This is a genomic window from Streptomyces sp. NPDC044719 (genome assembly GCF_056433405.1).
Window position 1 is genome coordinate 23,424 of record NZ_JBWKHE010000004.1, and the last position, 26,570, is coordinate 49,993.

The following is a 26,570-nucleotide window of genomic DNA, read 5'->3' on the forward strand; positions in this document are numbered from 1 at the left end:
CGGCGCGGTCATGGCCGTCCCCCTGCTCTACGCCGCGCTGTCCGGTTTCAAGTCCACCGACGAGCTGTCGCGCAACCCGGTCGGTCTGCCCGAGTCGTGGGTGACCTCCAACTACACCCAGATCCTCGGCTCGGGGGACTTCTGGCGGCTGATCGGCAACAGCACGCTGATCGCGGTGGGCACGACCGTCCTGGTCGTCGCGGTCTCCGCGCTGTCGGCCTTCTCCTTCGCGCGATTCGCCTTCCGTGGCAGGGAGGTGCTGTTCACGCTGTTCACGATGGGGCTGATGTTCCCCTTCGCGGTGGCTGCCCTGCCTCTGTTCCTGCTGCTGCGCTCGCTGGGCCTGCTGGACAACCCTCTCGGTGTGATCCTTCCGCAGGCGGCCTTCGGACTGCCGATGACCATCATCATCCTGCGTGGCTTCTTCCGGCAGATCCCTGGTGAGCTGGAGGAGGCGGCCACGCTCGACGGGTGCAGTTCGTTCGGCTTCTTCTGGCGGGTGCTGCTGCCCATGGCGCGGCCCGCGCTCGGCACGGTCTCGGTGCTGGCCGTCGTCACCAGCTGGAACAACTTCTTCCTGCCGCTGCTGGTGTTCACCGACGCGCAGTGGTGGACGCTGCCGATCGGCGTGCAGCAGTTCCAGGGGCAGTACTCCGCGGAGTACGCCAAGGTCTTCGCCTATCTGGTGCTGGCCATGGTCCCCGCACTCGCCGTCTACTCGGTCGCCGAGCGGCAGCTCGTCGGTGGCCTCACCGCGGGCGCGACGAAGGGCTGACGCGCGCCGCGGACGTACGGCTCATCCACCCACCTGATCCGATCCGAATGGATCGCGAATCGTGAGGAGTCGACCATGCGCAGGACCGCCATACGGCTCAGACTCGCCGGGGCGCTGGCCGCCGTGCTGGTGGCCGGAGGCATCGCCACCGGCCCGGCGGCACAGGCCGGCGAGGAGTACGGCAAGGAACCCACGCTCGCCGACCTCGCCCAGCGGCACGGCCGCTACTTCGGCAGCGCGACGGACAACCCCGAGCTCGTCGACGCGCCGTACAAGGCACTGCTCGGCAGTGAGTTCGACCAGATCACGCCCGGCAACGGCATGAAGTGGTACGCGACCGAGCCCCAGCAGGGGGTGTTCGACTTCTCCAAGGGCGACGAGATCGTGAACTTCGCCCGTGCCAACCGGCAGAAGGTGCGCGGCCACACCCTGGTGTGGCACAGCCAGCTGCCCGGGTGGCTCACGGGGCGGGAGTGGACGGCGCCGGAGCTGAGGGCCGTGCTGAAGAAGCACGTCCAGGCGGAGGTTCGGCACTACAGGGGCAAGGTGTTCGCCTGGGACGTCGTCAACGAGGCGTTCAACGAGGACGGTACGTACCGTGAGTCGGTCTTCTACAAGACGCTCGGTCCCGAGTACATCGCCGACGCGCTGCGCTGGGCGCACCAGGCCGATCCGCGCGTGAAGCTGTACCTCAACGACTACAACATCGAGGGGATCGGCCCGAAGAGCGACGCGTACTACAAGCTGGCCAAGGAGCTGAAGGCCAAGGGCGTCCCGCTGCACGGCATCGGCCTCCAGGCCCACCTCGCCCTCCAGTACGGCTATCCCACCACCCTGGAGGACAACCTCCGCCGCTTCTCCCGGCTCGGCCTCGACACGGCCCTCACCGAGGTCGACGTACGGATGCTGCTGCCCGCGACCGAGGAGAAGCTGGCACAGCAGGCCGAGTGGTACCGGGACCTGACCGAGGCGTGCCTTGCGGTACGCCGGTGCGTCGGCATCACCCTCTGGGACTACACCGACAAGTACTCCTGGATCCCGCCGTTCTTCCCCGGCGAGGGCGCGGCCCTGCCGTGGGACGAGCAGCTCGAGCCGAAGCCGGCGTACTTCGCGCTGCGTGAGGCGCTCGGGGGGAAGTAGCCGGCTCTCCTGCCGGACCGGATACCCGGGCCGTCAGGCTCGCTCCGGCGGTGGCATCGTGCTGGACCGGACCACCAGGTCCGTTCCCAGTTCCACCCGAGGGGAGTCCGGTTGTTCGTCGCGGGTCAGGCGAAGGACCGTGCGGGCGGCCAGTTTGCCCATGTCGGCCAGGGGCTGGCGGATCGTGGTCAGTGGGGGAGCCGACCAGCGGACTTCCGGAAGGTCGTCGAAACCGACCACGCTCATGTCCTGCGGCACCCGTAGCCCGCGCCGCCGCAGTGCCTCGATCGCGCCGAGTGCCATCTGGTCGCTGGCCGCGAACACGGCGGTCGGCGGCTCGGGCAGGCCGAGCAGGGTGTCGCAGGCGGTGAAGCCGGACTCGGGGCGGAAGTCGCCGGGGACGACGAGGGACGCGTCCATGGCGACACCGGCGCCTTCGAGGGCCGCTCGATAGCCGTCCAGCCGGGCCCGGGAGCACAGCAGGCGCGGCGGGCCGGCGATCAGGCCGATCCGGCGGTGGCCGAGGGACAGCAGATGCTCGGTGGCGGCCATGCCGCCCGACCAGTTCGCGGCGCCGATCGTGGGCGCGTCCAGGGCGGGGGAGCCCGCCGGGTCGACGACGACCAGCGGGACGCCGAGGATCCGCAGCTCCTCGTGGAGCATCGGCTCCAGCGCCGATGTGACCAGGATGACGCCGTCGGAGGCGCGGGCCCGGAGGTTGCGCATCCACTCGCGGGCGTCGCCCGAACGTCCGTGGATGGCCGACACCACCGTGCCGACCCCGGCCGCGTGCGCGACCTCCTCCACCCCGCGGATGATCTCCACGGCCCAGGGACTGTCGAGGTTGTTGAAGACCAGGTCGAGCAGGGCCGCACGGGTGCCCGGGGCCGCGGGGCGCTTGCGGTAGCCGTGCCGGCGGAGCAGTTCCTCGACCCGGGCCCGGGTCTGCGGCGACACGTCGGAACGGCCGTTGACGACCCGGGACACGGTCGGCACGGACACGCCGGCCTGCCGGGCGATCTCCGTGATCGTGACCTTGCCCTCGGCGTCGGCCTCACCTGCTGCCACTTGCCCCACCTCCGTCGACGGGTGACCGAAACTTCCAGGAGTCTTCCGGAAAGCGGGCATCCGTGGGAAGGCGTACGAGCCAGGAACGGGAAGTCGCGGCGGGTGACGGGGAGTGACGACCCCCGGACATGCGTCGGGGCCGGTTCGCAGGGTCTCCTGCGGCCGGCCCCTCATATCTGCGGGCGGGTCGTCACCCCGCCCGGCGGCCCTCAGGCAGCCGTCATCACCTGGCTGCTGGCCAGCGGACGGTGCGGGGCGATGACCCGGCCGTCCGGCAGAAGCTCACCGGTGTCCTCGAAGAGCACCACACCGTTGCACAGCAGGCTCCAGCCCTGCTCCGGGTGGTGCGCCATGAGACGGGCGGACTCCCGGTCGGCGGATTCGGCTGACGGGCATGGTGTCTGGTGCTGGCACATGGGTGGGATCTTTCGCTCTGTCGTGATGGATGAGATGACTGAGTTGTCTGAGTCGGTCGTCGTGTCTGTTCCGCGGCTAGAAGTGTCGTTCATGGCCGCCCCCCGTGATAAGTGGTCGGAACCCAGTGTTGCCCCACGGGCGTCATTCCGCAGGGATTTCGCGGCACCGCTTCTCATAGATTCAGGACGCGTCACCCGCGCGGACGGTTCATCCCAACTGGGCTGTCACTTCGGGTGGTTCGCAGTGGCCGGGAAGGGCTAGTCACGTCGGGTCGGGGGCCATTCTCGGCTCGTACGAGCTATTGGGTGCTCGTACGAGCGATAAAAAGCCCGCACCCCGTCGCCGGGAATTCGGTGACGGGGCGCCGGAGCTTCACGTGGGGTGTTTCAGGCGGTGCGTTTCAGGCGGGTGAGCCGAGCAGTCGTGTGGGAGTCGCCCGGTGGGTCAGCACCGGGAGGAGTTCGGCGACGCGGTGCGGGCGGTGTGCCGCGATGCCGGGAGGCGCGGGGGCCAGCGGGACGAGCAGGTCGGTGGCGGCGGGGTGGCCGGCGGCACCGTCCGCGGTGCAGTCCTCGTGCAGCCAGAGCGTCAGCATGTAGAGGCTCGGCACCGACAGCAGGCGGGGCTGGTACGGCTGCGGCATCGTCTCGGCCTGGCGCAGGGCACGCTCGGTCGAGGTGATGTACGGGCCTTCGAAGAAGTGGGAGAAGGCCCAGCCGTCGGGGGTCAGCATGGTCTCCGCAGCGGCCACGGCCCGCTCGCCGCAGCGGATCAGGAAGCGCCACCCGGCCAGCCGGGTGGCCGACACGCCCTCGGCCGTGACCCGGTCGAGGACGTGGACGGGCAGCGGGAGCTCGGCTGCGACAGGCCCCTGGGCGCGGAGCAGGGAGGGGGTTCGGGCCTCCCGGACCGCGGTGGGCGAGGAGAGCGCGGTCAGGACGGAACGGAGTGCGGGCGCGGGAGCCGGGGGGACATGCAGCGGCATGGTGGGTCGCCTCTCATTCAAAGGCACGGTGGCACGAGGGCGGGGGCGGACGGCGCTGTCTGCTCACGAGGGGTCGGCAGAGGCAGGGCCGGGTCTCATGAGCGAGAGGGGGGTGGGGTCCGCCGATCATCGATTCGACGGCAGGACCCATCGACCGTGGGCGCCAACCTTCTGCCTTGTCGCGGAGTTTATACGACACGGGATCAGACTGTGTTTCGCCTAGCCGTTTCCGGTGAGTAGAACAAGGGTACATTCGGTCGGCGATACGCGAGAATTATCCCGATTTCAGGCGGGGGTGCGAGGTGATGACCTCGGGGAATGTCCGTGAACCGGTCGGCCCATTCTCGTCGGCGTTTTTCACGAGTTCGTGGACACCGAGCGGACACCGAAACCAGGCCTGTGCGACATGCCGAGTGAATGTGCCACTGGTCACACGCGTCCAGCGTAGCGGTCGGCGGGCCCGTCCGGGACGTTATCGATCGCTTTCGCTGGGCATCCTCCACCTGACCGTGACCCCGGCGGCCGGATCTTCGGCCCGCATCATCCGAGGAGGGACGCATCGATGGGGGAGAAGGTCGTGGCAGGACGGTTCGACCTGTCCGATCGCCAGCGCTACCGCGACAAGCTCCGTCGGTGTCTGACGGGCCTGGAGCGGCTCCTGGCGGAGAAGCGGTTCGATCGCCCGAAGAATCTCATGGGGCTGGAGATCGAATTGAATCTCACGGGCGCCGACGGCATGCCGAAAATGTTGAATGCGCAAGTCCTGGAACGTATCGCGAGTCGGGACTTCCAAACAGAACTCGCCATGTTCAACCTGGAAGTGAACATTCCTCCACACCGTCTGGAGGGCCGGGTATTCGACCGGCTCGGGGAGGAACTCCGTACGTCACTGGCATATGCCGACCGGAAAGCGGGCGAGGTCGACGCGGGAATCGTGATGATCGGCATTCTGCCGACCCTCGACCGGGACGACCTGGTGTCGTCGAACCTCTCCGACGTCGACCGCTACACCCTCCTCAACGACCAGATCGTGGCCGCGCGGGGCGAGGAGTTCACCCTCGACATCGCCGGCGTGGAGCACCTCACCTGCACCTCGAAGTCCATCGCACCGGAAGCCGCCTGCACCTCCGTGCAGCTGCACCTCCAGGTCACCCCGGGCCGGTTCGCCGATGTGTGGAACGCTGCCCAGGCGGTCGCCGCCGCGCAGATCGCCGTCGGCGCCAACTCGCCCTTCCTGTTCGGACGCGAGCTGTGGCGCGAGTCGCGGCCCCCGCTGTTCCAGCAGTCCACCGACACCCGCCCGCCGGAGCTCCAGGCCCAGGGCGTCCGGCCGCGCACCTGGTTCGGCGAGCGCTGGGTCACCTCGGCGTACGACCTCTTCGAGGAGAACCTCCGCTACTATCCGGCCCTGCTGCCGATCTGCGACGGCGAGGACCCGCTCGAGGTGCTCGACCAGGGCGGCACGCCCTCGCTCGCCGAACTCGTCCTGCACAACGGCACGATCTACCGCTGGAACCGCCCGGTCTACGGCATCGCCGACGGCGTCCCGCACCTGCGCGTGGAGAACCGCGTCCTGCCCGCCGGGCCCACCGTCACCGACGTCGTCGCCAACGCGGCGTTCTTCTACGGTGTCGTCCGCGCCCTCGCCGAGGAGCCCCGGCCGGTGTGGACCCGGCTGCCGTTCGAGGCGGCCGCCGCCAACTTCGACGCCGCCTGCAAGGACGGCATCGACGCCCGCTTCACCTGGCCCCGGCGCGGCCGGTACGGCGGCACCACTCAGGTCGACGCGGTGAGCCTGGTACGGGACGAGCTGCTGCCGCTCGCAGAGGCCGGGCTGGACGCGTGGGGTGTCGAGCCGGCCGACCGCGACCTGTACCTGGGCGTGATCGAGGAACGGTGCCGGCGTCGGGTGAACGGGGCGAGCTGGCAGGCCGCGACCTTCCACAAGGCGCTGGACGCGGGCCACACACGGGAGGCAGCGCTGGCCGCCACCACCCGGCGCTACCGCGAGCTGATGCACCAGGGCGATCCGGTGCACACCTGGCCGGTGGGGCTGCCGGAGCCGGTGCCGCTGGGCTGACGCGCCGCCGGGGTGACATCCTGCTGCCTTCATACTGATCCGGCAGATCGATTGCGACAGATCGTTTACGAAGGTCGTTTACGACAGTCGTTCTCGGCAGGCCGGTGAAGTGGAGGCAGGTGTGCAGGCGGAGGCGAGCCCGGTGGCCGACGATTCCATTCCCCAGCAGGGGCTCTCGCGGCGGATGCTCCGCAACGAGACCCTGCTCGTGCTGGCGCTCTCGCTGGGCGCGAGCGGAGTCTCCGCCCTGATCAGCTTCATCGGCTCGGTCACCAAGCCCGGCGGGCTCAAGGACCAGGCGGCCACGATGAACGCCTCGGCCGCGCCCGGCCGTCCCTGGCTCGACCTCGCCTGGCAGCTCTTCGGGATCACCACGGCGCTCGTGCCCGTCGCCCTCGTCGCGCACTTCCTGCTGCGCGAGGGCGCGAGCCTGCGCACCATCGGCTTCGACCGCACCCGCCCCTGGCCGGACCTCGGCCGCGGCGCGGCGATCGCGGCGGTCATCGGCAGCACCGGCATCGCCTTCTACCTGGCGGCCCGCGGCCTCGGCTTCAACCTCACCGTGGTGCCGGAGGCACTGCCCGGCGTGTGGTGGAAGTACCCGGTGCTGATCCTCTCCGCCATCCAGAACGCGGTGCTGGAGGAAGTGATCGTCGTCGGCTATCTGCTGCGCCGCCTGGGGCAGCTGGGCTGGACCCCGATGGCCGCGCTGGTCGGCAGCTCGGTGCTGCGCGGCTCTTACCACCTCTACCAGGGCATCGGCGGCTTCATCGGGAACCTGGCCATGGGCGTCGTCTTCGTCTACCTGTACCGCCGCTGGGGCCGGGTCGGTCCGCTCGTGGTGGCGCACTCGCTGCTCGACATCGGGGCGTTCGTCGGATACGCGCTGCTGGCGGGCAAGGTGGGGTGGCTCCCGACGGCGTGAAGGACAGCTCCGTCGTCTCAGGCCAGCAGCTCGCCCTCGATGACCGTGACCGCCCGGCCCGTCAGCAGGGTGCGCCCGCCGCGCAGTTCCGTGCGGACGCGGCCGGAGCGGCGTGAGGCCTGGAGGCCGGTGAGGCCGGGGCGGCCCAGGCGCTCGGACCAGAACGGGGCGAGCGCGGTGTGGGCGCTGCCGGTCACCGGGTCCTCGTCGATGCCGACGTTCGGGAAGAAGCAGCGCGAGACGAAGTCGTAGCCCCGGGCCGGGTCTTCCGCGCGGGCCGTGGCGATGACCCCGCGCGCGGAGTGGGCGGCGAGGGCCTTGAGGTCGGGGGCGAGGCCGTGCACCGTCTTCTCGTCGGCGAGCTCGACGAGAAGATCGCCGACGTTCGGGCCGGTGTCGAGGACCGTCAGCGGCTCGGCTCCCAGGGCCTCGGCGAGACCGCGGGGCGGGTCGACCGGGGTGAGCGGAGCCGTCGGGAAGTCCAGCGTGACGGATCCGTCGTCCGTGGGCGTGGCGATGAGGACGCCACTGCGGGTCGCGAAGCGCACCGGGCCTTCGCGGGCGCCGGTGGTGTGCAGGACATGGGCGGTGGCGAGGGTCGCGTGGCCGCACATCGCGACCTCGGCGGCCGGCGTGAACCAGCGCAGCGCCCAGTCGGCCTCGCCGCCCTCGGGAAGAGGATGGGCGAAGGCCGTCTCGGCGTGGTTGACCTCCAGGGCGATGCTCTGCAGCCGGCTGTCGTCCGGGAAGGCGTCCGCGTCGTTCAGGAGCATGACCCCGGCCGGGTTGCCGGCGAAGGGACGGTCGGTGAAGGCATCGACGATTCGAATCCGCATGCCCCGACGCTAGAGGCCCCTCCAGGCCGTGGACCAAGGCCAATTCACGAGTCCTGGCCCCATTCACGTGCCCTGGCCGCCCCGCTCGGCCCGCAGCGGCTCCCTCGGCGTGGCTCCGCTTGACCTTGACACGGTGACAAGGTCTTCACTGTGGCCGAGGAGGTGGTTGCGATGACCACGGCAAGACAGGACACGCACCCGGTGCGGGCTCTCCAGGGGCTGGAGAACAGCGACTCGTCGGTCCGGCTGCGGGCAGCGCTGACGGCCGGCACGACACCGGATCCCCGGTTCGTCGAACCGCTCGTCGAACGCTGCGCGATCGAGCCCGAGTTCCACGTGCGCGACATGCTCACGTGGGCGCTCACCCGCCACGCGTCGTCCCTCACGGTCCCCAGGCTCGTCGACGAACTCCGCGCGGAGCGTCCGCAGGCACGCAGCCAGGCGTTGCACACGCTGTCCAAGATCGGGGACCGGCGAGCATGGCCGGCGATCACCCGGGCGCTGCTGACCGACCCCGACGACGAGGTGGCGCGGACTGCCTGGCGAGCGGCGGTCGTCCTCGTGCCCGAAGGCGAAGAAGCCGGGCTGGCCGGAGTGCTGGCGGCACAGCTCGGACGCGGCGAGCGCGAGACGAGGCTGAGCCTCAGCCGGGCGTTGATCGCGCTCGGAGAGGTGATCACACCAGCCCTGCGCGCCGCGACGACGGATTCCGACCCCCGCGTGCGTGAGCACGCGATCGCCACGGAACGGCTGTGGCGCGACCCGGACACCGGCTTCGGGTTCGCGGTCGAGGAGGCGAAGCGCGTCGTGGCCCTCGGCCCGACCGGCCGGGAGGGATGACGGACCGTGTTGATCGGTGAGGTGGCACGACGCTCCGGGGTCAGCGCCCGCATGCTCAGGCACTACGAGTCGCTCGGCCTGGTGCGGCCGACGGGGCGTACCGACGCCGGCTATCGCGCCTACTCCGGCGAGGACATCCGGCGGATCTTCCACATCGAGAGCCTGCGCTCCCTGGGGCTGTCGCTGCGTGAGGTCGGGCGCGCGCTGGACGATCCCGGCTTCCGCCCCTCGGAACTCGTCGACGACCTCGTCCGCCGGACGCGAGAACGCATCGCGCGTGAGACGGAGTTGCTCACGCGACTGCGGCGGATCGGTGCCGCGGGACCCGCCGGCTGGGAGGACGTCCTCCAGATCGTCGGTCTCCTCCACGCGTTGGGATCGAAGAGCGCCGGGACGCGCCAACGCGCGGCCCTGTCCTCGGCCGAAGAGGTCGCGTGGCCGGTGGAAGCCCTGGTCGAGGCGGCGTTGGGCGAGACGGACCCGAACGTCGCGGGAGCCCTTCGATGGGCTCTGGCGCAATCGGGCGACGGTGGATCGGCCCTGCTCGCCGAGGGCCTCGGCTCACCCGTGGCCGAGGTCCGGAAACGGGCCGTCCAGTCCCTCGTCGAGATGCCGGACGCCGCGGCGACCGCACTGCTGAAGGACGCCCTCGCGCATCCCGACATCGTGGTCCGCGGATACGCGGCGCTGGAGCTCGGGGCGCGTGGGGTGGCCGACGCGGTGCCGACGCTCATCGACATGGTCGTCGAGGAGACGAACGACGTCGACGCGGCCGACGCGCTGAGCGCGCTGGCGAGTGATCCCGCCTCGGCGGACCGGATCGCCACCGGTCTCGTCGACCGCCTCGCCCACGACACCGCCGAACCGTCGGCGCGTCGGCGGCTGGCCCAGGCGCTCGCGGACATCCCGGGCCCCACGGCGTCCCGTGCCCTCGCGGATCTGGCACATGACGACGACCGCGCCGTCGCCCTGACGGCCACCTACATTCTCGGGATTCGGGACGCACGCTGAATCCGCTGACCTGTCTCAACGAAGTCGGTCGGCCGCGTTCCGCTGACCTGCGTGGACTGGACTGGGTGAGACGCGTGGACTCGGTTCGCTGAGACAAACGGCAGGTCTCGGGGTGAGATGGGTTGGCGGCGCGCTTATCCCGATCTGCTGATGACGTGGTCGATCGCGGAGGCTACGTCGGCAGCGACCCGGGTGGGCCGGTAGGAGTCGTGGGTCCAGACACGTCCGTCCGTCACCCACACGCTTTGAAGCCCGAGCGCGCAGGCGCCTGCGATGTCGGCATGGGGTGAATCGCCGATGACCCACGCACCCGGGAGCGGGACACCGACGGCATCGGCGGCCGCTTGGAAGATCTCCGGTTCTGGTTTCTTGTGGCCGACTGCTTCGGAGATGACCCAGCCCTGGACGAGTCGGTCGAGTCCGGTCTTCCGGATCTTCGCCTCCTGCTGGACGGTGCGGCCGTTGGTGACGATGACGCAAGTCCAGCCGTCCGCCTGCGCTTTGCCCAGCGCCTCGCGGGCCGGCTGAGCCAGGGCGACGCGGTCGGCGGCTCCGCTGTCGAGAAGGGCACGGACGGCGGCGGTTGGCACCAGCTCGCCGTATCGATCGGTGAGGGCTGCGGCGACTTCGTGGCGCGCGGTGTAGCCGCTTGCGTCGATGGCCATCGCCCAGGTGAGGTCCGAGTCGGGCAGGTCGTGCTCGGCAAGGAAGTCGGCGACGGCGGCGCGGAAGGCCGCATCCCGGTCGACAAGGGTGTTGTCGAGATCCAGCAGCAACAACGGCATGACCGGGAGTAGATCATGGCACCCGCTGCGGGGCAGGTCGGTTTCCGGCTGTCAGCAGCGGTAGTAGGGGTGCAATGGGCTCCACCGCGTTTCGGCGTCGGTTTCATCGGGTGGGTGCCGGTAGCGCGACAGCCACCCCAGCCGGGTACAGCCATCCAGCGCCCCCAACACGGCAGGACAAATCCGCTCGGTCGGCAGGGTCTTGCCATACGAACGCTACCGATATATCGTTGAGGCATCGCGACAGATCAACGATGGAATGGAGAGTGGTTGCGATGCGTACCCACGGTTACGAGCACGGACATGGCCACGGCGGACCGCGTCACGGCCGGGGCGGCTTCGAGGGGCTGCGTGCGGCCTTCGGCCCGTTCGGGCCCGGCGGTCCTGGTGGTCCCGGCTGGGGAGGGCCCGGTGGTCCGGGCTTCGGCCCCGGCCCCTGGGGCGGACGAGGACGCGGCGGGCCGAGGGGAAGGGCGCGGCGCGGTGACGTGCGGGCCTCGATCCTCGCCCTGCTGAAGGACCGGCCCATGCACGGCTACGAGATGATCCAGGAGATCGCCGAGCGCAGCGGCGGGGCGTGGAAGCCCAGCCCGGGTTCGGTGTACCCCACCCTTCAGCTGCTGGAGGACGAGGGTCTGATCATCAGCGAGTCCGAGGGCGGCAAGAAGCTGTTCTCGCTCACCGAGGCGGGCCGCACGGCGGCCGGGGAGGGGCCCGAGGCTCCCTGGGAGGAAGCCTCCCGCGGGGTCGACTGGGAGGCCCTCGGCGAGATCCGGCAGGCCGGCTTCGGGCTGATGGAGGCCTTCGGCCAGGTCTGGAAGACCGGCAACAAGGAGCAGAAGGAGAAGGCGCTCGGCGTCATCAACGAGGCCCGCAAGAAGCTCTACCTGATCCTCGCCGACGAGGACTGAGGGACGGCTACTCGCGGCACAGGCGCCCCCCGGAGTGATCCGGGGGGCGCTTCCTCGTGTCGGGGCGTCGGGTCACCAGTCCGTCCAGCTTGCGCAGCGACTCGTTCAGGGCCGCCGTCGCCGAGTCCCTGAGCTTGCCCGCCATCAACGACACGGCCGCACCCGTGAACTCGCCGTCGACGCGGACCGTCGTCGCGTCGCCGTCCGGTGTGAGGGTGTAGCGCGTCGCGACGGTCACGCCCATCGGGCCCTGGCCGCGGATGGCGAGGAGCCTGGCCGGTTCGAGTTCCTCGACGGTCCACTCCACCTCGGCCGGGAAGTTCATCAGTCGCATGTTCTCCTGGAAGGTCGCGCCCACTTCCAGGCTCTTGGGGCCGCCCGACGGGAAGCTGGTGTGGGTCGCGTTCCACTCGCCGTACGCGGACCAGTCCGTGAGCCTGGCCCACACCTTCTCGGCCGGGGCCCCGATGCGTGCCTCCGCGCTGACTTCGGCCATGCGACCACCTCTTCGTGTCGGGTGTCGCGGAACGTAGCCGTGAGGGCCGCAATGTTCAATACTGACGAACAGTCAGGCATGGTGGGTCGGGCAAAACAGCCTGATGTCCTCCGTAAGGAGGAGATTCCGGCCAGTGGAGTCCACTTCCCGTGGGACGCGAAAATGCTCCCCTTCGCGGATGCCCCGGGCCCGCGGGGCTGATGGGGTAGGGGATGTGCAACCCCGTATCCCCCGGCAGTCGGCCCCTGAGCACGGCATCCACCGCGCAGTGAACGATGCCAGGCTCAGTGACGAGCTGGCGTCGGTGATCGGCGGTGCCCGTCGCCGTGCGGTCAGGGACGGGGACCGGCAGATCGACACCGCCCATCTGCTCCACTCGCTGCTGGACTCCGACCCCGAGGCGCGTGCCGTCTTCGGCGACGGACCGCGGATCGCGCGACTGCTGGGCTACCTCGTCCAGCGCAGCATCGGCTACGGCCTGCGCTGGCAGAACGGCGTCGAGGACTCCGGCGCCGTCCCCGTGGTGACGGAGAGCGCGGGCTTCTCGCCGCTGGCCGCGGCATCGATGGAGTACGCCTGTGAACGCGCCGCACGCCGCGGCGGACCGGCCCGCGGCATCGACCTGCTCGCGGCGATCGTCGTCGACTCCCAGGCGCGCGCGGTCGAGGTGCTCGCACGTGCCGGGATCGACCCGCACGAGGTGCTCGCCCGGCTCGACGACCGGTCCGCCAGGCCTGGCGACTGGCCTGGCACGTTCGACGGCTGGTCCGGCCGGCCAGGTGAGTGGGCCGGAGGCGGCGGGACCGCGCACTGACCGGTCCTGCCCGAAGCGTTCACCCCGTCCAGGCTGTGAGACAGGTGTCATAAGGGATGACGCTCCTGTCAGGGCCTGTCATCATGTGCCGGTGCGTACCTCTGAGAGCAGTCCGATCAAGCGCGGCAGGGGCATGGGGCTCGGCCTCGCGCTGCTGTCCGCGGTCGCCTTCGGCGGATCCGGAGTCGCGGCCAAGCCACTGATCGAGGCGGGCCTCGACCCGCTGCACGTGGTGTGGCTGCGCGTGACCGGGGCCGCCCTGGTGATGCTGCCGCTCGCCGTACGCCATCGCGCGCTGCTGCGCCGCCGCCCCGCACTCCTCGCCGGATTCGGGCTGCTGGCCGTCGCCGGTGTCCAGGCCTGCTACTTCGCCGCGCTCTCCCGGATCCCCGTCGGAGTGGCGCTGCTCATCGAGTACCTGGCGCCCGCCCTCGTGCTCGGCTGGGTGCGGTTCGTGCAGCGGCGGCCGGTGACACGTGCCGCGGCGGTCGGTGTCGTCCTCGCGGTCGGAGGACTCGCGTGCGTCGTCGAGGTGTGGTCGGGCCTCGGCTTCGACGCCCTGGGGCTGCTGCTCGCGCTCGGCGCGGCCTGCTGTCAGGTCGGCTACTTCGTCCTCTCCGACCAGGGCAGCGACGCCGGCGACGAGGCGCCCGACCCGCTCGGCGTCATCGCCTACGGCCTGCTCGTCGGCGCGGCCGTGCTGACCGTCGTCGCCCGGCCCTGGACCATGGACCGGTCCGTGCTCACGGGCACCGCGCACATGGACGGCACACCTGTCGCCGCCGTCGTCCTGCTGGCCTGGATCGTCCTGGTCGCCACGGTCGTCGCGTACGTCACCGGCGTGGTCTCCGTGCGCCGGCTCTCCCCGCAGGTCGCCGGCGTCGTGGCCTGTCTCGAAGCGGTCATCGCGACCGTCCTGGCCTGGGTCCTGCTCGGCGAGCACCTCTCGGCGCCGCAGATCGCCGGTGGCGTCATCGTGCTGGTGGGCGCGCTCATCGCGCAGTCCTCGACGCCCACGAAGGGCTCCGAACAGCCGGTGGCCGGCGGCGGCCCGGAACGGGAGTTGTCCACGCCGGGAACGGCCGCATAGGGTGCCGATCATGCCTTCGACGCTCGTTCTTCCGCCTCCGGCCGCCTGAGGCGGGCCCTCCGGAAACCGCGCTCGGCGCGCAGCCGCCGGGCCGAACGGTGCTGCCCGCAGACGAAGTCAGAGGACCCTCGCTGATCCGGGGTCCTTCCCGAACTTCCGCGCACCCGCCGCCGCTCGTTCCGCGTGGCGCGCCGTGCGCGTCTGCGGAGAGAACACGTGTCGAACACTGACTTTGGCCTGCCCATCGGGCGAGGCCTCCTCTATCTGATCGTCGCCGGTGTCGCCTGGGGCACCGCGGGCGCGGCCGCCTCCCTGGTCTACCGGGCCAGTGACATGGGGCCCGTCGCCCTCTCCTTCTGGCGCTGCGCGGCCGGTCTGGTGCTGCTGCTCGCCGTCCGCCTCCTGCGGCCGCGCCCCAGGAAAGCCGTACGCGAGCCGTTCGGCCGTTGGGCGCTACGGGCCGGGGTCACCGGGCTCGGGCTCGCGGTCTTCCAGACGGCCTACTTCGCGGCCGTCTCGGCCACCGGCCTAGCCGTCGCCACCGTCGTCACCCTCGGCTCCGGTCCCGTGCTCATCACGCTCGGCGCCCGGCTGACCCTGGCCGAACGCCTGGGCCGGGGCGGAACCGTCGCCGTCGCGGGTGCCCTGGCGGGGCTCGCGGTCCTCGTCCTCGGCGGCGGAGGCACGGCCGTACGTCCGCGGGGTGTGCTGCTCGCGCTGCTGTCCGCGGCCGGGTACAGCGCGATGACGCTGCTCACCCGCCGGTGGGGACGCGACGGCGAGGCCGACGCGTCCCGCACGACCGTCGGGGCCTTCGCCGTCACGAGCCTGTGTCTGCTGCCGTTCGCCTGGGCGGAAGGGCTGCTGCCGCACACGGAGGAGCCCGGGCGGCTTCTGGTGCTGCTGGTGTACGTCGCCGCCGTGCCCACGGCCCTCGCCTACGGCCTCTACTTCGCCGGGGCGGCAGTGGTGCGGTCGGCCACCGTCTCGGTGATCATGTTGCTCGAGCCGGTGAGTGCGGCGGTGCTGGCCGTTGTGTTGCTCGGGGAGCGGCTCACGGTCGCGACAGTGGCTGGAACCCTGCTGTTGTTGGGCTCCGTGTCGGGGCTCGCGGTAGGGGAGGCGCGGACGCCCAAGGAGCGGGCAGTGCTTGTGTGATGGCGGCTGCGGGGTGTGCGTGGTTGATCGCGCAGTTCCCCGCGCCCCCGAGGGTCAGTTGCCCTTCAGGTAGTCAGGAAGCTCTGTGCCCGGCGCCAAGCCCGGGTCGGGGATCGGTGTGCCGTAGGTCTTCGCGACCGGGACCACTCCGGCCCAGTGCGGGAGGTCGAGGTCCTCCGGTTCGTCGTTCACTCCGCCCGTGCGGAGCTTGGCGGAGACCTCGGCCAGGTCCAGGCGGAGCACGGCGGTGGCGGCCAGTTCCTTCTTGTTGGCCGGGCGGGAGTCCGCGGCGCGGCCCGGCACGACGTGGTCGACCAGCGCGTCCAGGGCCTGCCGCTTCTCCTCGGGGTCCGTCACGTCGTGGGCGACGCCGTGCACCACCACGGAGCGGTAGTTGATCGAGTGGTGGAAGGCCGAGCGGGCCAGGACCAGTCCGTCGACGTGCGTGACGGTCAGGCAGACCGGGAGGCCCGGGTCTGCCTGACCGGCGGCCCGCAGCGGGCGCGAGCCCGTCGAGCCGTGCACGTAGAGCCGCTCGCCGGCCCGGGCGAACAACGTGGGCAGCACGACCGGCGCGCCGTCCCGGACGAACCCGAGGTGGCAGACGTAGGCCTCGTCGAGTATCGAGTGCACCAGTTCCCTGTCGTACGAGGCCCGGTCCGGGGAGCGCGTGGGGACGGTGCGGTCGGTCGGGGCGTAGGCGGTGGCGGGCTGCGACGGCGTCCGGGCGGTCCCCTGCATTGGCATTCTCCATTGCACTAGTGCATAATCTGCTTTGTGCTAGGAGAGTATCCGATCAGCGGGCGCCGTGCAGCGGACATTTCCGCGAGCGTCGAGCGGGCGGTGGGGACCGGTGAGCTGCGGCCGGGCCAACTGCTGCCGCCCATGCGGGAGTTGGCTGAGCGATTGGGGGTGAATCCCAATACGGTCGCGGCCGCTTACCGGACCCTGCGTGAGCGCGGGGTCATCGAGACCGCGGGCCGGCGTGGCAGCCGCGTGCGGCCGGCGCCGGCCACGACCGGGCGGGACCAGATCAGGGTGGACGTCCCCGAAGGTGTGCGTGATGTGGCGGCCGGCAATCCGGACCCGGCGTTGCTCCCGCCGCTCGCGGCCGCGTTCGCGGCGGCGGCCGCCGAGGCCGACCGTGCGCCCGTGCTCTATGGAGAGTTTGCCGTGGAGCCGGAGCTGGCCCGGATCGCGCGGGCCGGTCTCGACGCCGACGGGGTGCCGGACGGGCCGCTCGCGGTGGTCTCCGGGGCACTCGACGGCGTCGAACGCGTGCTGGCGGCCCACCTCAAACCCGGCGACACCGTCGCCGTCGAGGACCCCGGCTGGGGCCGCACCCTCGACCTCGTACCGGCGCTCGGGCTCAGGACCGTCCCCGTCGGCGTCGACGACGACGGACCGTACGCCGAGGACGTGCGCCGGGCGCTGGAGGCCGGGGCGCGAGGCCTGATCGTCACGGACCGGGCGCAGAACCCGACCGGCGCCGCGGTGAGCGCCACGCGCGCGCGTGCCCTGCGGTCCGTGCTCCGGGAGCACCCGGAGACCCTGCTGATCGAGGACGACCACGGCCACGGCATCGTCGACCTCCCCCTCCACCCCCTGGCCGGCGTCACCCGGCACTGGGCCTTCGTGCGCTCGGCCGCCAAGGCCTACGGCCCCGACCTGCGCCTCGCCCTGCTCACCGGCGACGCGGTCACCGTCGACCGGGTCCGTGGCCGGCAGCGCCTCGGGCCGGGCTGGGTGAGCCGGCTGACGCAGCGGGCGCTGGTGCGGCTGTGGGCCGACGGGGCGGTGGACACGCGCGCGGTGGCGGCGTCGTACGGGCGGCGCCGGGACGCGCTCATCGCAGCGCTCGGCCGACGTGGTGTCACGGCACACGGGCGCAGCGGAATGAATGTGTGGGTGCCCGTGCCGGACGAGACCGGAGCCGTCGCCCGGCTGCAGCACGCCGGCTGGGCGGTCGCCCCGGGCGCCCGCTTCCGGATGAGCGCACCGCCCGGCATCCGGATCACCGTCTCGACCATCGCCGAGGACGGGAAGGACAGCGAGATCGAGACGCTGGCCGACGCCATCGCCTCGGCCCTCGGCCCGGCCCCCGCGCGGAGTTACGTCTGAGGCCCCGGCCGTGTCCGGGGCTTCGGCCGGACCTGCGTGAGGGCCGCTCCCGTCAGGACGATCACCGCGCCGACCGGTGTCGACCAGGTGAGCGACTCGCCGAGGAGTGCGACGCCCGCGGCCGTGGCGATGACCGGGATGAAGTAGGTGACCATCTGGGCCGTCGTCGGGCCGACCTCCGCGACCAGGCCGTACTGGAGGAGCACGGCGAGGCCCGTGCCCAGGGCGCCCAGGGCCGCGATCGCCAGCAGCGGCACGAGGGGCACAGCGCTGGGCAGGGTGGTGAACAGCGGGGTGACGACGGCCAGTTGGACCGTCGCGAGCAGCAGCTGTGCGCCGGTCATCGACAGGTGCGAGTGGCTCGTCCCGGCCAGGGTGCGGCGGACGTGGATCCAGCCGATCGGGTAGCTGAGGGAGGCCAGCAGCGCCAGTGCCGTGCCGGTGGTGTCCAGGCCCTGGAAGCCCTGCCAGGCACCCAGCACCGTGAGCACCCCCAGGAAGCCCAGCCCGAGTCCCGCGACCCGCACCCGGGTCGGGCGGTCCTCCGAGAGGGCGACCAGGGACAGCGCCATGCCCCACAGCGGGGAGGTCGCGTTGCAGATGCCTGCCAGGGTGGACGGGATGGTCAGCTCGGCGTACGCGAACAGCGAGAACGGCAGGGCGTTGAGCAGGAACGCGGCGACCGCCAGATGCCCCCAGGTGCGCGCCCCGCGCGGCAGCCGCTCGCGGCGCACCGCCATCGCGGCGGCCAGCACCGCCGTACCGAACACCAGCCGGCCCAGTGTGACCTGGAACGGCGCGTACCCCTGGGTGCCCACCTTGATGAGCAGGAAGCTGAAGCCCCAGATCAAGGACAGCGCGGCGAAGCGGAGACGCCAGTCCAGACGGCACCGCGGTCGGCCGGGCGAGGCCGTGGCGGACCGGCCGGGTGTGGTGGTGACGGTGGTCATGGCAGCCACGATGCTGGAGCGTAACCTCGTAGCACAATCGAGATTTCGCACGCGATATTGCGTAGCATCGCTTATATGTTGAACCTGGAGCGCCTGCGCACCCTCGACGCCCTCGCGCGGCACGGCTCGGTCAGCGGCGCGGCCGCCGGCCTGCACATCACGACCTCGGCCGTCTCCCAGCAGATGTCCAAGCTGGAGCGGGAGGTCGGCCGGCAACTCCTCGCCAAGAACGGCCGGGGCGTACGTCTCACCGACGCGGGCCGGCTGCTCGCCGAGCACGCCGCGCGCATCCTGTCCCAGGTCGAACTCGCCCGGTCCGACCTGGAGGCGCAGCGTGGGGAGGTCGTCGGCGAGCTCAGGCTGTCGGCGTTCCCGACGGCCGCCCGCGGTCTGTTCCCGCGCGCGCTGTCCGCGCTGCGCGAGCGGCATCCCGCGCTCCGGTTGCGCTCCTGTGAGCTTGAACCGGAGCGCGGCATCGCCGGAGTCGTGCGCGGCGACCTCGACCTCGCCGTGGTGCTCGACTGGTACAACAAGCCGATGGCGCTGCCCGACGGCCTGGTCAAGGCGCCGATCCTGGACGACCCCGCGGATGTCGCCATGCCGGTAGCCCACCGGCTCGCGGGGCGGGACGAGGTGGACCTCGCCGAGTTCGCCGAAGACGAGTGGATCACCTGGGGCGAGGGCGAGTTCTGCCACGAGTGGCTGATGTTCACGCTCCGCTCGAAGGGCATCGAGCCGATCGTCGGCCATCGCGCCGCCGAGACCCACACACAGCTCGGGCTGGTCGCCGCCGGCCTCGGGGTGTGCATCGCCCCGCTGCTCGGCCGCCACCCGGTGCCCGACGGGGTCGTGACCGTCCCGGTCAGGCAGCGGGTCCGGCGGCATGTGTACGTCGTCTGGCGTGCGGACGCCGACCGCCGCCCGTCGATCCGGGCGGCGGTCAAGGCCCTGCGGGTGGCGGGGGAGAGCGTCGCCTGAGTCCGTGCGGGCTACCGCGCCCCTCAGGCGGGCCCGAGCTTGCGGAAGTCCCAGGAGACGATCTTCTGCGGTGTCAGACGCACCCAGGCGTGCCGGCCGTCGTGCGGCATCTCCTCCAGGCCGAAGTTCTTCCGGGCGAACAGCGTCTCGGGGACGTCGAGTTCGGCGCGCAGCTCCCCGGTGCGCGGTATCTCGCCCACGAACTCGACGGCGCCCGACAGCTCGGCGCCGCGCAGCTCGTCGTACTCCTCACCGGTGTCCACCACGATCGCCACCCGGGGGTCGCGCCTCAGGTCGGTCCACCGCTTGCTGCGGACGACGGAGTAAAGCCACATCGAGGCGCCGTCCCAGGCGAACCACAGTGTGCTCACGTGCGGAGCGCCGTCGGCCGAGATCGTGGCGACCCGGCAGGTGCGCTGCGTGGTGAGGAAATCGTCCAGCTCGCCGGGCGTCATCATGATCTTCCGGCCCCTGCGCTGCTGCGTGACGGTCATGCTCCCCCTCTTTCTTCTTCTCACGTCGTGTCAGAGGAGATCCTCTGACATCACGTCAGAAAAGAATGAGTGCTCTTCCGTCCGTTAGCAACGGTGGCTACGCTCGCCCGACCCGCCGCCGGCGCCCAGGGGGAACCGTGCCCTCGTACGAAGAACTCAGCGAACTCCTCGATCCGCGGACCACCGTGCTGCTCACCGTCGAGTGCCAGGAGGGCGTCGTCGGAACGGACAGCGCACTGCCCGAACTCGCCGCCGAGGCCCGCTCCGGCGGTGTGCTCGCCAATGTCGCCCGCCTGGTGGCCGCCGCCCACGAAGGCGGCGTCCAGGTCGTCCACGCCGTCGCCGAGCGCCGCCCCGATGGACGCGGCGCCAACCGCAACGCCCGCCTCTTCCGGGCCGCCGCACGCCTGCCCGTCCAGCAGCTGACCGGCACGCCGGCGGTGCGGGTAGCCGCCCCGATCGAGGTCGCCGGAGAGGACCTCGTCGTACGGCGCCTGCACGGGCTGTCGCCCCTCCAGGGCACCGATGTCGACCCCCTGCTGCGCAACCTCGGCTGCCGCACCCTGATCGTCACCGGCGTATCGGCCAACGTGGCCGTGCCCAACGCCGTGTTCGACGCCGTGAACCGCGGCTACACCGCCGTGGTCCCGACGGACGCCATCGCGGGAGTGCCGTCCGACTACACCCCCGCGATGATCCGCCACACCCTCGCGTTGGTCGCCACGGTCGCGACCACGGACGAGGTGCTGACGTGTCTGAAGCGTGCGCGTGAGGTCAGGCGAGCGTGATGGAGTCGCCGTTCACGGTCACCTGCTTCGCCTCCAGCGGCTTGACGGCGGGTCCCTTCTTCACACTGCCGTCGAGGACGGAGAACTGGCTGCCGTGGCAGGTGCAGGAGATGATGTCGTCCTTGAGGTCCACCATCGGACAGTTCTGGTGGGTGCAGATCGTCGAGAAGGCCTTGTAGTCGCCCGCGGCCGGCTGGGAGACCACGACCTTCTCGTCCTTGAAGATCTTGCCGCTTCCCTCCGGGATGTCGGCGGTCTTCGCGAGTGCCGCGCCACCGGCCCCCGCCTCGGGGGACGAGCCGCCGCCCTCGTTCGTCGCGCCGCCCCCGCCGGCACCCTGTTCGGTCGACGAGTCGGACGCCTTGTCGTCCGAGCCGCACGCCGTCAGCGCGACGGTGAGCCCCGCCGCGCCAGCTGCCGCCACAACAGCACGGCGGCTCGGTCCGGACATCGGCTGAACTGATTCGCTGGTCATGCTGACGTTCCTTCCGGGGATTCGTGATCTGCGGAGAGGTACGGCCCTTGAGGACCGGCTGTTCAGACAATGCCGAGATCCTGACTCGTTCGCGGAAGGGCATGGGTAAAGCGGAGCTGTCGGTTCGCTGTCGGGTTCCGGGCCCGCCGCCGCCAGGCCGTCGCCTGCGCCGCCGTCCGCGTCAGTAACCTGGGGCGATGCTCAAGGAAGTGATCGCGACCCGTTTCATCGCGCCGCTGCGCGAGGGCGGTTCGCTGCCGGGACTCGTCGAGGCCGACGACCAGGGGATGTACGTCCTGAAGTTCAGCGGCGCCGGGCAGGGCCGCAAGACGCTCGTCGCCGAGGTGGTCTGCGGGGAGCTCGCCCGCCGGCTGGGGCTGCGGGTGCCGCGCCTGGTCACGGTCGAACTCGACCCGGAGTTGGGGCTGGGCGAGCCCGACCAGGAGGTGCAGAACCTGCTCAGGTCCAGCGGCGGCACCAACCTCGGCATGGACTTCCTCTCCGGCGCGCTCGGCTTCGACCCGCTCGCGTTCCGGGTGAGCCCCGAGGAGGCCGGGCGGATCGTCTGGTTCGACGCGCTGGTCAACAACGTCGACCGGTCCTGGCGCAACCCCAACCTGCTGATGTGGCGGGGCGAGGTGTGGCTCGTCGACCACGGCGCGACCATGATCTGGCACCACAACTGGCCCGGCGCGCAGGCCTCGGCGGCCCGCCCCTACGACGCCTCCGACCACGCGCTGGCGCCCTTCGCGCCCGATGTCACCGCCGCCGCGGCCGAGTTGGCTCCCCTGGTCACCGAGGACCTGCTCGCCGATGTCACCGCGCGGATCCCGGACGCCTGGCTGGCCGGCGAGCCCGGCTTCGACACGCCGGACGATCTCAGGCAGGCCTACGCGCGGCCGCTGCTCGCGCGGGCCGCCGTCATCCACGACCGCATCCAGGGGACCAAGTGAGCGACCGGCACATCATCAGGGGCGGTACACGGGACCGCCAGATCTACGAGTACGCCGTCCTGCGCGTCTTCCCGCGCGTCGAGCGCGGCGAGTGCATCAACGCCGGGGTTCTCGTCTACTGCCGTGCCGAGTCCTACATCGGCGCGCGCACCCACCTCGACGAGGCACGGCTGCTGGCGCTCGACCCCCAGGCGGACGTGGCCGGCGTCCGGGCCGCGCTGCGCGCCGTGGAGGGCATCTGCGCCGGCGGCCCCGCGGCCGGCCAGGCCGCGACGGACGAGCCGGGCCGCCGTTTCCGCTGGCTCATCGCCCCCCGCTCGACGATCGTCCAGCCCGGTCCCGTGCACACCGGGCTGACCACGGATCCGGCTGCGGAGACGGAGCGTTTGCTGGACTTGCTGGTCAGGTAAGGGATCACACGCCCCGCCCGGCTGTCAGTACCAGCGGCGTTTCACCAGGTAACCGGCCGAGAGCGCGGCGCCCGCCGTAAAGGTGAGACCGATGCCGAGGTCCCAGGCGCTCGGCCCTGAGGCCACCGCGCCCCCGAGTCCGCCGCGTACACCCTGGGACGGGGCGGTGGTGGGCGCAGTGGTCACGGGAGCGGACGGGGCGGCGGAGGTGGCCGGGGAGATGACACCACGGCGGGGCAATGCCTCACACGCGATGCCGTCGTCCGGGCCCTGGTCCTCGTCGAGTCTGCTGGGATCGCTCGGATCGGTGTCGAAGACGGCCTGCGCGTCCTCCTGGAAGGAGAAGTCGCGGCAGTCCAGGTCCTGCCGGGCGTGTGCGGTGTCGGCCAAGGGCACGATCGCGGCGATCGCGAACAGCGCGCCTATGGCACCGGTGCGACGGAGCATGAAGCGCCTCCCTTCCGGCCACGAGTGGTTTGTGCTTCGACGCTAGGGTCCGAGGACCGCGGCGGCGCGCAGCCGTAGGCCGATCGGGTGTCCGGGGGCGTGCCACCGGGCCGGGTGGGCTCGGGTAATGGATCACATGCCCCGCCTGGCCGTTGACACCGCGTGCCAGGGCTTCTAGCGTCACACCCACTGAAGGTACTAAGCGGTCGCTCACCTGAGGAGAAGCAGCCATGTCCACCACTGAGCAGCGGGTCGCGGTAGTCACCGGTGCCGCGCGCGGTATCGGCGCCGCCACCGCCGTACGACTGGCCGCCGAGGGCCGTGCGGTCGCCGTGATCGACCTCGACGAGGCCGCCTGCAAGGACACCGTCGAGAAGATCACCGCCGCCGGTGGCAAGGCCATCGCGGTCGGCGCCGACGTCTCCGACGAGGCCCAGGTCGAGGCCGCGATCGCCCGTGTCGCCGCGGAGCTCGGCGCGCCGACGATCCTGGTCAACAACGCGGGCGTGCTGCGCGACAACCTGCTGTTCAAGATGAGCGTCTCCGACTGGGACACCGTCATGAACGTGCACCTGCGCGGCGCCTTCCTGATGTCCAAGGCATGTCAGAAGCACATGGTGGACGCCGGCTTCGGCCGGATCGTCAACCTGTCCTCGTCCTCCGCGCTCGGCAACCGCGGCCAGGTGAACTACTCCGCGGCCAAGGCGGGTCTGCAGGGCTTCACCAAGACCCTCGCCAAGGAGCTCGGCAAGTTCGGCGTGACCGCCAACGCCGTCGCCCCCGGCTTCATCGCCACCGAGATGACCAAGGCCACCGCCGACCGCGTCGGCATGGGCTTCGAGGACTTCAAGGCCGCCGCCGCCACCCAGATCCCGGTCGCGCGGGTCGGTGAGCCGGACGACATCGCGAACGCCATCGCCTTCTTCACGGGCGAGGCGGCCGGATTTGTCTCCGGCCAGGTGCTGTACGTGGCCGGCGGACCGCTCGACTAGAGGACGACAGACATGACTTCCGTGGAACTCTCCGGCAAGGTCGCCCTGGTCACGGGCGGCAGCCGTGGCATCGGCTACGGCGTCGCCGAGGCGCTCGTCGCGCGCGGCGACCGCGTGTGCCTCACCGGCCGCAACGAGGACTCCCTCAAGGAGGCCGTCGAGCAGCTCGGCGCCGACCGCGCGATCTACGCCGCGGGCAAGGCGCACGACGAGGCCCACCAGGCCGTCGCCGTCGAGCGCACGATGGAGGCCTTCGGCCGCGTCGACTTCCTGGTCAACAACGCCGGCACCAACCCGGTGTTCGGGCCGATCGCCGATCTCGACCTGGACGTCGCGCGCAAGGTCTTCGAGACCAACGTGGTCTCCGCGCTCGGCTTCGCCCAGAAGACCTGGCACGCCTGGCAGAAGGACAACGGCGGCGCCATCGTCAACATCGCCTCGGTCGCCGGCCTCTCGCCCTCGCCGTTCATCGGCGCCTACGGCATCAGCAAGGCGGCGATGATCAACCTGACGGTGCAGCTCGCGCACGAGTACGCGCCCAAGGTGCGGGTCAACGCGATCGCCCCGGCCGTGGTGAAGACCAAGTTCGCGAAGGCCCTGTACGAGGGCCGGGAGGAGGAGGCCGCCGCGGCCTACCCGCTCGGCCGGCTCGGCGTGCCCTCCGACATCGGCGGCGCTGCCGCGTTCCTCACCTCCGGCCAGTCCGACTGGGTCACTGGCCAGACGCTCGTCGTGGACGGCGGCATCTTCCTCAACGCCGGCACGGGCTGACGTACGAGCCTCGGCACGGGCGCCCGTGGACACGAGCGGCGCCCGTGCCGACGTAAAACCCTCGCAAAGGGCGATGACAACGTCGTCAAAGGTTTATCGATCAAGGAGTCATGTACCGGGGAGGGCCAGCGGGCCGGGCACTGCGGTATGGTCTGCCGACCCTTGGTATGGCAGATCGAGGAGCGTGCGCGTGTTCAACCGGAACCGATGCCTGCGGCAGGTGGCGGCCATCGCGTCCATATCGTCCCTTCTCGCCGGGTGTGGCGTGTTGTCGTCCGACACCCCGGAGGACGAGGGGCCGATCGTCGTGGGCACCACCAGTGCGCCCAGCACGCTCGATCCCGCAGCGTCGTGGGACAGCTCCTGGGAGCTCTTCCGCAACATCTACCAGACGCTGCTGAGCTATCCGACGGGCGCGAGCGAGCCCCAGCCGGACGCCGCCGAGCAGTGCGGCTTCAGCGACTCCTCGAACCAGGTGTACCGCTGCGAGCTGCGCGAGGGCCTGAAGTTCTCCAACGGCGACGCGCTGGACGCCCAGGCGGTCAAGTACTCCTTCGACCGGATCCGCAAGATCAACGTCAACGGCGGCCCCGCCGGTCTGCTGGGCAGCCTCGAGCGGGTCCAGGCGCCGAACGATCGTGAGGTGATCTTCCACCTCAACAAGCCCGACGCCACCTTCCCGTTCGTGCTCGCCACCCCCGCCATGTCGATCGTCTCCCCGCAGGCCTATCCGGAGAACTCCCTGCGCAAGGGCGGCGACGCCATCGGATCCGGGCCCTACACGCTCGACTCGTACAGCGACGGCAAGGAAGCCGTCCTCGTCCGCAACGACGGCTACAAGGGCTACGCGGAGCGCCGGAACGACGCGGTGACCATCCGCTACTTCCAGGACTCGGGCGCCATGGTCAAGGCCCTGCGCGACGAGCAGATCGACGTGACCTACCGCGGTCTGGCCGCCGGCGACGTCGTCGACCTCCAGAGCAAGACCTCCAACGAGGAGGAGATCCAGCTCGTCGAGGGCTCGGGCACGGACATCAACTACCTGGTGTTCAACCCGAAGGACTCCTGGGCCAAGCGCAAGCCCGTGCGCCAGGCCATCGCGCAGGTCGTCGACCGGGCGGCGATCACCCACAAGGTCTACAAGGACACCGTCGACCCGCTGTACTCCATGGTCCCCAAGGGCCTCACGGGCCACACCACGGGCTTCTTCGACGACTACGGCGACCCCGACGTCGACAAGGCCCGCGGGATCCTCAACGGCGCCGGCATCAACCAGCGGGTCCCGCTCACCTTCTGGTACACGAGCGACCGCTACGGCTCCGAGACCGCCGAGGAGTTCAAGGAGCTCAAGCGCCAGCTCGAGGCCTCCGGCCTCTTCACGATCAGCCTGAAGAGCCGCCCCTGGAAGACCTACGTCGAGGGCTACCAGAAGGGCGAGTACCCGGTGTTCGGGCGTGGCTGGTTCCCCGACTTCCCGGACGCCGAGAACTTCATCGCGCCGTTCGTCGGCGAGCAGAACGCCCTCGGTACGCCCTACCCGGCCCCCGAGATCACCGGCGACCTGCTGCCCCGGTCGCGCCGGGAGAGCGACCGCGCGAACGTGGAGAAGGAGTTCGAGGAGGCCCAGCGGATCCTGGTGGACGACGCGCGGCTGCTGCCGCTGTGGCAGGGCAGGCAGTACGTGGCCGCGAGCCGGGACGTCTCGGGCGCGGAGCGCGCCCTGGACCCGTCGACGATCATGATGCTGTGGGAGCTGCACCGCAAGACCGCCTGGTAGACGGGTCGGCGGCGGGCTTTCGCGGGCACGTTGTCAGCGGTCGCCTGTAGGTTCTGAGGCCTGGAAGTGACCGCACATCGTGA

Annotated in this window: 29 protein-coding genes; 18 read left to right on the forward strand and 11 right to left on the reverse strand. The window is 71.0% G+C overall.

Features of this window, described 5'->3' with window-relative positions:
* Positions 1–10: 10 nt before the first annotated feature.
* Positions 11–775, forward strand: coding sequence for a carbohydrate ABC transporter permease (locus AC07DF_RS15995; protein WP_478972681.1), 765 nt, complete (start codon positions 11–13; stop codon positions 773–775).
* 75 nt (positions 776–850) lie between these two features.
* Positions 851–1,915, forward strand: a complete 1,065-nt coding sequence (locus AC07DF_RS16000) for an endo-1,4-beta-xylanase (protein WP_478971051.1) — start codon at positions 851–853, stop codon at positions 1,913–1,915.
* Positions 1,916–1,948: 33 nt separating this feature from the next.
* Here AC07DF_RS16000 and AC07DF_RS16005 read toward each other — a convergent pair whose 3' ends face one another.
* The 3 genes from AC07DF_RS16005 to AC07DF_RS16015 all read right to left on the reverse strand — a co-directional run bounded on the left by AC07DF_RS16005 (position 1,949) and on the right by AC07DF_RS16015 (position 4,385).
* On the reverse strand, positions 1,949–2,983 hold the full coding sequence (locus tag AC07DF_RS16005; RefSeq protein ID WP_478971053.1) for a LacI family DNA-binding transcriptional regulator: 1,035 nt from the start codon (positions 2,981–2,983) through the stop codon (positions 1,949–1,951).
* 209 nt (positions 2,984–3,192) lie between these two features.
* On the reverse strand, positions 3,193–3,399 hold the full coding sequence (locus AC07DF_RS16010) for a DUF5999 family protein (RefSeq protein ID WP_399028841.1): 207 nt from the start codon (positions 3,397–3,399) through the stop codon (positions 3,193–3,195).
* 401 nt (positions 3,400–3,800) lie between these two features.
* Positions 3,801–4,385 (reverse strand): hypothetical protein, encoded by a 585-nt coding sequence (locus tag AC07DF_RS16015; RefSeq protein WP_382500175.1) that lies wholly within the window; start codon positions 4,383–4,385, stop codon positions 3,801–3,803.
* A 562-nt stretch (positions 4,386–4,947) separates the two neighbouring features.
* On the opposite strand from AC07DF_RS16015, the gene AC07DF_RS16020 reads away from it, so the two are divergent.
* Both AC07DF_RS16020 and AC07DF_RS16025 read left to right on the forward strand, forming a co-directional pair.
* Positions 4,948–6,465 (forward strand): glutamate-cysteine ligase family protein, encoded by a 1,518-nt coding sequence (locus AC07DF_RS16020; RefSeq protein WP_478971056.1) that lies wholly within the window; start codon positions 4,948–4,950, stop codon positions 6,463–6,465.
* A gap of 121 nt (positions 6,466–6,586) precedes the next feature.
* Positions 6,587–7,390, forward strand: coding sequence for a CPBP family intramembrane glutamic endopeptidase (locus tag AC07DF_RS16025; protein WP_189724541.1), 804 nt, complete (start codon positions 6,587–6,589; stop codon positions 7,388–7,390).
* Positions 7,391–7,407: 17 nt separating this feature from the next.
* On the opposite strand, the gene AC07DF_RS16030 is transcribed toward AC07DF_RS16025, so the two are convergent.
* A complete protein-coding gene (locus AC07DF_RS16030) occupies positions 7,408–8,226 on the reverse strand; it encodes a PhzF family phenazine biosynthesis protein (RefSeq protein ID WP_478971059.1) in 819 nt (272 codons plus the stop codon).
* 171 nt (positions 8,227–8,397) lie between these two features.
* On the opposite strand from AC07DF_RS16030, the gene AC07DF_RS16035 reads away from it, so the two are divergent.
* Together AC07DF_RS16035 and AC07DF_RS16040 are read left to right on the forward strand one after the other, a co-directional pair.
* Complete coding sequence (locus AC07DF_RS16035; RefSeq protein ID WP_478971061.1) at positions 8,398–9,066, forward strand: HEAT repeat domain-containing protein; 669 nt, start codon at positions 8,398–8,400, stop codon at positions 9,064–9,066.
* Positions 9,067–9,072: 6 nt separating this feature from the next.
* Positions 9,073–10,077, forward strand: coding sequence for a HEAT repeat domain-containing protein (locus AC07DF_RS16040; protein WP_478971063.1), 1,005 nt, complete (start codon positions 9,073–9,075; stop codon positions 10,075–10,077).
* Between the two features lie 134 nt (positions 10,078–10,211).
* Here AC07DF_RS16040 and AC07DF_RS16045 read toward each other — a convergent pair whose 3' ends face one another.
* Positions 10,212–10,862: an HAD family hydrolase gene (locus tag AC07DF_RS16045; protein WP_478971065.1), complete on the reverse strand. Its 651-nt coding sequence runs from the start codon at positions 10,860–10,862 to the stop codon at positions 10,212–10,214.
* A gap of 275 nt (positions 10,863–11,137) precedes the next feature.
* Between AC07DF_RS16045 and AC07DF_RS16050 the strand changes: the two genes are divergently transcribed.
* Positions 11,138–11,773, forward strand: coding sequence for a PadR family transcriptional regulator (locus tag AC07DF_RS16050; protein WP_478971067.1), 636 nt, complete (start codon positions 11,138–11,140; stop codon positions 11,771–11,773).
* Between the two features lie 7 nt (positions 11,774–11,780).
* Here AC07DF_RS16050 and AC07DF_RS16055 read toward each other — a convergent pair whose 3' ends face one another.
* On the reverse strand, positions 11,781–12,269 hold the full coding sequence (locus AC07DF_RS16055) for a type II toxin-antitoxin system Rv0910 family toxin (protein WP_478971069.1): 489 nt from the start codon (positions 12,267–12,269) through the stop codon (positions 11,781–11,783).
* Between the two features lie 214 nt (positions 12,270–12,483).
* On the opposite strand from AC07DF_RS16055, the gene AC07DF_RS16060 reads away from it, so the two are divergent.
* From AC07DF_RS16060 to AC07DF_RS16070, 3 genes are all read left to right on the forward strand, one after another.
* On the forward strand, positions 12,484–13,083 hold the full coding sequence (locus AC07DF_RS16060; protein ID WP_478971071.1) for a Clp protease N-terminal domain-containing protein: 600 nt from the start codon (positions 12,484–12,486) through the stop codon (positions 13,081–13,083).
* 85 nt (positions 13,084–13,168) lie between these two features.
* On the forward strand, positions 13,169–14,173 hold the full coding sequence (locus tag AC07DF_RS16065; protein WP_478971073.1) for an EamA family transporter: 1,005 nt from the start codon (positions 13,169–13,171) through the stop codon (positions 14,171–14,173).
* Between the two features lie 216 nt (positions 14,174–14,389).
* Positions 14,390–15,331 (forward strand): DMT family transporter, encoded by a 942-nt coding sequence (locus tag AC07DF_RS16070; RefSeq protein WP_478971075.1) that lies wholly within the window; start codon positions 14,390–14,392, stop codon positions 15,329–15,331.
* Positions 15,332–15,385: 54 nt separating this feature from the next.
* On the opposite strand, the gene AC07DF_RS16075 is transcribed toward AC07DF_RS16070, so the two are convergent.
* A complete protein-coding gene (locus AC07DF_RS16075; RefSeq protein ID WP_478971077.1) occupies positions 15,386–16,072 on the reverse strand; it encodes a pyridoxamine 5'-phosphate oxidase family protein in 687 nt (228 codons plus the stop codon).
* A gap of 36 nt (positions 16,073–16,108) precedes the next feature.
* Here AC07DF_RS16075 and AC07DF_RS16080 point away from each other — a divergent pair, with 36 nt between their 5' ends.
* Positions 16,109–17,452 carry an aminotransferase class I/II-fold pyridoxal phosphate-dependent enzyme gene (locus tag AC07DF_RS16080; protein ID WP_478971079.1) on the forward strand — a complete coding sequence of 448 codons (1,344 nt, stop codon included), beginning with the start codon at positions 16,109–16,111 and terminating at the stop codon, positions 17,450–17,452.
* Here the strand turns inward: AC07DF_RS16080 and AC07DF_RS16085 are convergent.
* Complete coding sequence (locus tag AC07DF_RS16085) at positions 17,443–18,402, reverse strand: DMT family transporter (RefSeq protein WP_478972684.1); 960 nt, start codon at positions 18,400–18,402, stop codon at positions 17,443–17,445. The two genes, AC07DF_RS16080 and AC07DF_RS16085, sit on opposite strands and share 10 nt — an antisense overlap.
* 75 nt (positions 18,403–18,477) lie before the next feature.
* On the opposite strand from AC07DF_RS16085, the gene AC07DF_RS16090 reads away from it, so the two are divergent.
* The gene (locus AC07DF_RS16090; RefSeq protein WP_478971081.1) at positions 18,478–19,380 is read left to right on the forward strand and encodes a LysR family transcriptional regulator; all 903 of its coding nucleotides are present in this window, start codon (positions 18,478–18,480) and stop codon (positions 19,378–19,380) included.
* Positions 19,381–19,403: 23 nt separating this feature from the next.
* Here the strand turns inward: AC07DF_RS16090 and AC07DF_RS16095 are convergent, their stop codons facing one another.
* Entirely contained in the window at positions 19,404–19,874 is a 471-nt protein-coding gene (locus AC07DF_RS16095) for a pyridoxamine 5'-phosphate oxidase family protein (protein ID WP_215122756.1), read from the reverse strand.
* A 137-nt stretch (positions 19,875–20,011) separates the two neighbouring features.
* On the opposite strand from AC07DF_RS16095, the gene AC07DF_RS16100 reads away from it, so the two are divergent.
* A complete protein-coding gene (locus AC07DF_RS16100; protein WP_478971084.1) occupies positions 20,012–20,662 on the forward strand; it encodes a cysteine hydrolase family protein in 651 nt (216 codons plus the stop codon).
* Here AC07DF_RS16100 and AC07DF_RS16105 read toward each other — a convergent pair.
* The gene (locus AC07DF_RS16105; protein WP_478971086.1) at positions 20,649–21,137 is read right to left on the reverse strand and encodes a Rieske (2Fe-2S) protein; all 489 of its coding nucleotides are present in this window, start codon (positions 21,135–21,137) and stop codon (positions 20,649–20,651) included. The two genes, AC07DF_RS16100 and AC07DF_RS16105, sit on opposite strands and share 14 nt — an antisense overlap.
* A gap of 197 nt (positions 21,138–21,334) precedes the next feature.
* Here AC07DF_RS16105 and AC07DF_RS16110 point away from each other — a divergent pair, with 197 nt between their 5' ends.
* Both AC07DF_RS16110 and AC07DF_RS16115 read left to right on the forward strand, forming a co-directional pair.
* Positions 21,335–22,090, forward strand: a complete 756-nt coding sequence (locus tag AC07DF_RS16110; protein ID WP_478971088.1) for a HipA family kinase — start codon at positions 21,335–21,337, stop codon at positions 22,088–22,090.
* A complete protein-coding gene (locus AC07DF_RS16115; RefSeq protein WP_478971090.1) occupies positions 22,087–22,500 on the forward strand; it encodes a DUF3037 domain-containing protein in 414 nt (137 codons plus the stop codon). The genes AC07DF_RS16110 and AC07DF_RS16115 overlap by 4 nt, the downstream gene beginning before the upstream one ends.
* Before the next feature lie 24 nt (positions 22,501–22,524).
* Here AC07DF_RS16115 and AC07DF_RS16120 read toward each other — a convergent pair whose 3' ends face one another.
* Positions 22,525–22,947 (reverse strand): excalibur calcium-binding protein, encoded by a 423-nt coding sequence (locus tag AC07DF_RS16120; protein ID WP_478971092.1) that lies wholly within the window; start codon positions 22,945–22,947, stop codon positions 22,525–22,527.
* Positions 22,948–23,177: 230 nt separating this feature from the next.
* On the opposite strand from AC07DF_RS16120, the gene fabG reads away from it, so the two are divergent.
* From fabG to AC07DF_RS16135, 3 genes are all read left to right on the forward strand, one after another.
* Positions 23,178–23,939: a 3-oxoacyl-ACP reductase FabG gene (fabG, locus tag AC07DF_RS16125; RefSeq protein ID WP_382500130.1), complete on the forward strand. Its 762-nt coding sequence runs from the start codon at positions 23,178–23,180 to the stop codon at positions 23,937–23,939.
* Between the two features lie 12 nt (positions 23,940–23,951).
* The gene (locus AC07DF_RS16130; protein ID WP_478971094.1) at positions 23,952–24,710 is read left to right on the forward strand and encodes an SDR family oxidoreductase; all 759 of its coding nucleotides are present in this window, start codon (positions 23,952–23,954) and stop codon (positions 24,708–24,710) included.
* A gap of 190 nt (positions 24,711–24,900) precedes the next feature.
* The gene (locus AC07DF_RS16135; protein WP_478971096.1) at positions 24,901–26,487 is read left to right on the forward strand and encodes an ABC transporter substrate-binding protein; all 1,587 of its coding nucleotides are present in this window, start codon (positions 24,901–24,903) and stop codon (positions 26,485–26,487) included.
* The last annotated feature ends 83 nt before the right edge of the window (positions 26,488–26,570 follow it).